We start from the raw sequence: 6,228 nt of genomic DNA on the forward strand, positions 1-6,228 counted from the left end.
GATATAGAAGGTAAAATAACCTCTATATTTAAAATAACTAATTGATAGTACATAAAAATATTAATGTGACAGTTAACAACATCGAAATCATCAAAGCGTCATCATACTGTAACTTAATTGTCATATTTTCTATTCACAATGCAGCTATCGAAGAGCGTACAAGCACTCAACAAAAAGTGACGTACAACCTATTGCATTAATGAGAGAGAACAGAATGCGCTTAAATCCACGTCAAATCGCAATTGCGTTAGCAGTAACTGGGGCAGCTGTAACAACGACTGCAAATGCAGCTCGTGATACGATTCAAATTGCTGGTTCTTCAACTGTATTACCGTTTGCCAGCGTTGTAGCTGAAGAGTTTGGTAATACTTTCCCTCAATTTAAAACTCCTGTAGTTGGTTCTGGTGGTTCTTCTGCTGGTTTGAAACAATTCTGTCAAGGTGTTGGCGACAATACTATTGATGTTGCAAACTCTTCTCGTAAAATCAAAAGCACAGAAATCGAAGCTTGTAATAAAGCTGGTGTAAAACAAATCCAAGAAATCAAAATCGGTTATGACGGTATTGTATTTGCGTCTAACTCAAACAAAGCAGCTTATAAATTAAAACCTTACCATGTGTTTGCTGCTTTAGCTGCTCAGTTGCCTTCAAAAGGTAAATTGGTTCCAAACCCATACACAAACTGGAACCAAATTGACAAAACACTTCCAAATGAGCCGATTACTCTTGTAATCCCTGCATCTAACCACGGTACTCGTGAAGTTTTCCAAGAGAAAATGGTTGAAGCTGGTTGTGAATCATATGAATATTTCAAGAACTTAGATAAAGATGCTCAGAAGAAAGCATGTTCTACTTTCCGTAAAGATGGTCGTGTAATTGAAATCGCTGGCGACTATACAGAAACTCTAGCGCGCTTAAAAACTTCTCCAAGCGCTGTAGGTGTGTTTGGTTTAAGTTTCTATGACATGAACCGTGACAAGTTACGTGTAGCAACAGTAAATAACGTTGTTCCATCTGAGAAGACAGTATTGAATGGTACATACCCTGTATCTCGTCCATTGTACTTCTACGTGAAAGGCGAACACTTAAAATCAGTTAAAGGCTTACCGCAATATGTAGAATATTTCGTAAGCAAAAAAGCAACTGGTAAAGGTTCTAAAGCTGAGCGTGATGGTTTAATCGCGATGTCTGATGCTGAACGTGCAAAAGTTTTGGCTGACTTTAAAGCAGGTAAAACTGTTAAATAATTTAGTTTGAATGAAGGCTGGTGATCTTAAGAGTTCATCAGCCTTTTTGTCTAACTTGTTTTTCCAAATTATGACAATTGAGAAAACAGTGGAGAATACATGAATCTGCTACTTATCGGTGTGTTGTTAGCCCTTGTGGCAATTGCATATCAACTTGGGCTTAGAAAGAGCCGTAACATAGCAGGTAAGGGAAGCAACTCAGCGACGTTACATTCTCGTCCTGGTTATTATGGCGCACTGGTTGGTCTTTGGTGCGGTATCCCTGCTTTTTTAATTCTGATCATTTGGAACTTGGTTGAACCAAGTATTTTAAATCATATTATCTTTAATAATATTCCGGCGTCTGTAAGTGCTTCGCTTGATGAAGCGGGCAGAAGTGTATTGGTTGATCGTGTTCAATCAATTGCTTCAGGTTTTGGGGTAAGTGATAAACCAGCTGCCTATGAATTAGCTGCCGCTCAACAGTTTGCAAAATTTCAAACCATTGGCTCTTTTGCCAAATTTGCTGTTGTAATTTGTGCTGCTTTACTGGGTTTAGTTTGGGCTAAGAAAAAAATCAATCAACAATACCGTGCACGTAACCAAGTTGAACGTGCCATCAATGTTGCTTTGATTTTATGTTCTGGTGTTGCGATTTTAACCACCATCGGTATCGTCATGTCGATGTTTGGCGAAGCAATGCACTTCTTCCGTTTTGTTAGTCCACTCGATTTCTTTTTTGGTACAGAGTGGAATCCGGGCTTTAGTACTTCTGGTAATGCTGAAGGCAGTTATGGTTTATTACCATTGCTATGGGGTACGCTCATGGTCAGTGGTATCGCTCTACTCGTTGCTGTACCAGTTGGGTTAATGATCGCCATTTATTTAGCTGAATATGCTTCACCATGGTTACGCTCATGGGCAAAACCAACAATTGAAGTCTTAGCTGGTATTCCAACAATTGTTTATGGTGTATTTGCCATGATGATTATTGGACCATTTTTTAAAGCAGCGGGTGCTTATATTGGCCTAGAGATTAATGCAACGAGTGCTTTAACTGCTGGCTTTGTCATGGGGATTATGATTATCCCGTTTGTTTCATCTTTGTCTGATGACATTATTACTCAAGTCCCGCGAGCAATGCGTGATGGCTCTTTAGGACTGGGTGCGACTAAGTCTGAAACAATTCGTCAAGTCGTATTACCGGCAGCTTTACCGGGTATTACAGGTGCTTTCTTGTTAGCAGTCTCTCGCGCTGTTGGGGAAACCATGATTGTGGTTTTAGCAGCAGGGAACAGCCCACTTTTACACGCAAATCCATTTGAAGCTGTTTCGACAGTGACAGTAACTATTGTAAAACAGTTGACTGGGGATACAGACTTCTCAAGTCCACAAGCATTGGTTGCATTCGCGCTAGGTTTAACACTATTTGTGATTACCTTGGGATTAAACATTGTAGCACTGTACATTGTGCGTAAATACCGTGAGCAATACGAATGAGTACATCAAATACATCGTCTCCTATGGATCAGAACGTATTTGATCCACAAACTGCTGCTGAAACACGTGAACGACGTAAACAGGTTATTGAAAAATCTTTGGCTAAACGTCATCGCAAAGAAAAAGCTTTCCGCTTTGCGGGTTTCTCGGCAGTCGTTATTGGTCTTGCATTCGTTGCTCTCTTGTTCGGTAGTATTCTGGCAAAAGGCTTACCAGCTTTTTGGCAAACCAGTATGAATGTTCCAATTTACTTTGACCCGAAAGTGATTGATGCAGGTCCTGTGCCTGTGCGTACTCAAGGTGAAACACCTGCTCATTATCAAGAACGTTATGTTGAATGGCAAACTAAAATGGGTATGGTGGATTGGGATGGCATCATTGTAAATGCCATGATTGCGAAAGATCCTGCACTTGCTTCACAGCGTGATTACTTGAGTAGCTTATATGCAAGCTCAGAAGCTTATCATTTACGTGATATGGTTTTTGCAGATCCATCATTAATCGGTAAGAAAGAAAATATTACTTTCTTGGGCGATGCGAACGTCGATGTTTGGTTGAAGGGTAATATTGATCGTTCATTACCAGATGATCAACAACAACTTGATCCAGAAGTGCGTAAGCTTGCTGATGAATTAAAAGCAAAAGGCGTTCTTGAAAGTACATTTAACTTGAACTTATTTAAGAATCCTGACTCACGTAGTTCACCCGCAATTAGTGGTCTTGCAGGTGCATTCATGGGTTCATTATTCATGATGCTGATTGTGATCATTATTGCAATTCCAATTGGTGTTGCCAGCGCAATCTATCTTGAAGAGTTTGCTCCAAAAAATGTTATTACAGACATTATTGAAGTTAACATCAATAACCTTGCTGCTGTTCCTTCTATCGTATTTGGTTTACTTGGTGCTGCAATTTTCATTGGTTGGATGCACTTACCTTTATCAGCTCCGCTGGTGGGTGGTTTGGTTTTAAGCTTAATGACATTACCAACAGTCATCATTACCACGCGTGCTTCATTAAAAGCAGTGCCACCTTCTATTCGACAAGCAGCACTTGGTTTGGGAGCTTCTAAGTTTCAAACTATTTTCCACCATGTTTTACCGTTGGCATTACCGGGCATTATGACAGGTGCAATTATTGGTGTTGCCCACGCACTTGGTGAAACCGCACCTTTACTTTTAATCGGGATGAGTGCATTCGTTGCAAGTATTCCAACAACACCATTTGATCAAGCAACTGCTTTACCTGTTCAAGTTTACTTATGGCAAGGTAATGAGTTGCGTAACTTCTTCGAAGGCCGTACTGCCGCTGCGATTATTGTACTACTTGCATTAATGATTGGTTTAAACAGTCTTGCAATTTGGTTACGTAAAAAGTTCGAAGTGCGTTGGTAATAGAGGATAAATCATGAATACTATTGATATTACGAATTCCTTAGAAAAGGATAAGTTAGTGAATACTGAACAATCGCAATTTACAGATAAACCGCTGAATCATGGCACTTCGTATGTTTCGCATTTTGAACCACATGCTTCAAAAAAGCAGAACTCGACCGAAATCAAGATTAGTGCACAAGATGCCCATGTTTATTATGGTGATTTTGAAGCCATTAAAGGTATTGATCTAGATATTTACCAAAACGAAGTAATCGCGTTTATTGGTCCATCAGGTTGTGGTAAATCGACTTTCCTTCGTACTTTAAACCGTATGAATGACACCATTGATGGTTGCCGCGTAACAGGTAAAATTACACTCGATAATCACAATATTTATGACCCAAATCTGGATGTTGTATTATTGCGTGCTCAGGTTGGTATGGTGTTCCAAAAGCCAAACCCATTCCCTAAATCTATTTTTGATAATGTTGCTTATGGCCCTAAACTTCATGGTTTAGCACGTGATAAGTACGACCTTGAAGAAATTGTTGAAAACAGTTTACGTAAAGCTGGTTTGTGGGAAGAAGTAAAAGACCGTTTGAACCAACCTGGTACAGGTTTATCAGGTGGTCAGCAACAGCGTTTATGTATTGCACGTACCATTGCAGTAAGTCCAGAAGTAATTTTGATGGATGAACCATGTTCTGCACTTGACCCAATCGCAACAGCAAAAATCGAAGAACTGATTTCTGAATTGTCGAATCAATATACAATTGTAATTGTAACTCACTCAATGCAACAAGCTGCACGTGTTTCTGATCGTACTGCTTATTTCCATTTAGGTGATTTGATTGAAGTCAACTCAACTGAAAAAGTCTTTACTCAACCTGACCATCAGTTAACGGAAGCGTATATTACTGGACGCTTCGGTTGATTCGTAAGTCATACAAGAAAAAGAGCCACGTGCTCTTTTTTTTTATTCTATAAATGAAAATGACTCTATTTTGCAAAAACACTATTGAATTTTAATCAAAAGGACCACATCTTAAGGCTATAAAAGATAACTTATGAGCTTAGAATTTTATGTTATTCCATTTGCCTAAACTCCCTGCAGAAATACGTGTTAGTCATTTAAATGCACGTGTAAATGAACAGAGAAAAAAAATTGCACAAACAACTGCAAGCCGTTTAGAGTTATTACAATTAGCTCAACAACTTGTGAAAGAAGCAAAAATCCGCCGTAAAAATAATCAGAAAATTTTTGTTTTAGATTTCAAAGGCGATATCCAAGCTTCGGCAGTTGAAAACTTACGTGAAGAAATTACCCTCATTTTAGCAACTGCTAAAGCAGGACGTGACCGGGTGGTCGTTCGCCTTGAAAGTCCTGGCGGTATGGTCCATGGTTATGGTTTAGCAGCAGCTCAATTGGTTCGTTTACGTGATGCAGGTTTTCATTTAACAATTTGTGTTGATAAGGTCGCTGCAAGTGGCGGTTACATGATGGCATGTATTGCAAATGAAATTATTACTGCACCATTTGCTATTGTGGGTTCAATTGGTGTAGTAGCTCAAGTACCAAACTTTAATCGTCTTTTAAAAGAGCATAATGTGGATTTTGAGCTTTATACAGCAGGGCAGTATAAACGTACAGTAACCATGTTTGGTGAAAATACAGCTGAAGGTAAAGCGAAGTTTGAAGAAGAGCTGCAACAAACTCATGTATTATTTAAGCACTTTGTAGAAAAGTATCGTCCACAGCTTAATGTAGATAAAGTGGCTACAGGTGAGCATTGGTATGGTGAAGATGCTCTAGATCTTAACCTTGTTGATAAATTACAAACATCTGATGAATATCTATTAGGCCTATTACCTCAACACGATGTATACGTCATTAATACCCGTAAGAAAGCGACCTTGGGTGAAAAGCTAGGTTTGCAAGCGGCACAAATGGCAGATGGTTTGATTCCGGCTGTGATGAGTAAAGTAATGGAGAGCCTTGCAAAAGCCAATACGACGCTTGTGCAGGTACGTGATCCAAAACTATAAATTTATATAATTCAAATGTTATAAAAGACCAGCTTAAATGCTGGTTTTTTTATAAAGTTAATATTCACAGTTGCTTTATTA

5 protein-coding genes are annotated in these 6,228 nt (G+C 39.0%); all 5 read left to right on the forward strand.

Features of this window, described 5'->3' with window-relative positions; genetic code table 11:
- Window positions 1-214: 214 nt before the first annotated feature.
- Window positions 215-1,246: a substrate-binding domain-containing protein gene (locus HUN22_RS15005; RefSeq protein WP_174730926.1), complete on the forward strand. Its 1,032-nt coding sequence runs from the start codon at window positions 215-217 to the stop codon at window positions 1,244-1,246.
- 99 nt (window positions 1,247-1,345) lie between these two features.
- Window positions 1,346-2,725: a phosphate ABC transporter permease subunit PstC gene (pstC, locus tag HUN22_RS15010; protein ID WP_174730929.1), complete on the forward strand. Its 1,380-nt coding sequence runs from the start codon at window positions 1,346-1,348 to the stop codon at window positions 2,723-2,725.
- Window positions 2,722-4,119 carry a phosphate ABC transporter permease PstA gene (gene pstA, locus HUN22_RS15015; protein ID WP_174730932.1) on the forward strand — a complete coding sequence of 466 codons (1,398 nt, stop codon included), beginning with the start codon at window positions 2,722-2,724 and terminating at the stop codon, window positions 4,117-4,119. The genes pstC and pstA overlap by 4 nt, the downstream gene beginning before the upstream one ends.
- Window positions 4,120-4,132: 13 nt before the next feature.
- A complete protein-coding gene (gene pstB, locus HUN22_RS15020) occupies window positions 4,133-5,035 on the forward strand; it encodes a phosphate ABC transporter ATP-binding protein PstB (RefSeq protein ID WP_217484471.1) in 903 nt (300 codons plus the stop codon).
- A 149-nt stretch (window positions 5,036-5,184) separates the two neighbouring features.
- Window positions 5,185-6,147 carry a protease SohB gene (sohB, locus tag HUN22_RS15025; RefSeq protein WP_174730935.1) on the forward strand — a complete coding sequence of 321 codons (963 nt, stop codon included), beginning with the start codon at window positions 5,185-5,187 and terminating at the stop codon, window positions 6,145-6,147.
- The last annotated feature ends 81 nt before the right edge of the window (window positions 6,148-6,228 follow it).

This window comes from Acinetobacter lactucae (assembly GCF_013344765.1).
GTDB classification, from domain to species: Bacteria; Pseudomonadota; Gammaproteobacteria; order Pseudomonadales; family Moraxellaceae; genus Acinetobacter; species Acinetobacter lactucae_A.